Annotated in this window: 1 protein-coding gene; it reads left to right on the forward strand. The window is 59.5% G+C overall.

Translation table 11 applies throughout. From position 1 onward, the window contains the following. On the forward strand, positions 1 to 262 hold a 262-nt coding region (locus FDX22_RS12390; protein WP_304571761.1), incomplete at both ends, for a 3'-5' exonuclease.

Genomic DNA, 262 nt, shown 5'->3' on the forward strand with positions numbered 1-262 from the left:
TTAGACGAACTGGTGACGGCAACGCGCCAGTTCAGCTACAACGAAGAAGATGAAGACTTAATGCCGCTGCAGGCATTCCTGTCTCACGCCGCGCTGGAGGCGGGCGAAGGGCAGGCGGATACCTGGCAGGACGCGGTACAGCTGATGACCCTGCACTCGGCGAAAGGTCTGGAGTTCCCGCAGGTGTTTATCGTCGGCATGGAAGAAGGCATGTTCCCCAGCCAGATGTCGCTGGACGAAGGCGGACGTCTCGAAGAGGAAC

This window comes from Citrobacter sp. TBCS-14 (assembly GCF_005280805.1).
In the GTDB taxonomy this organism is placed as follows: Bacteria; Pseudomonadota; Gammaproteobacteria; order Enterobacterales; family Enterobacteriaceae; genus Citrobacter; species Citrobacter gillenii.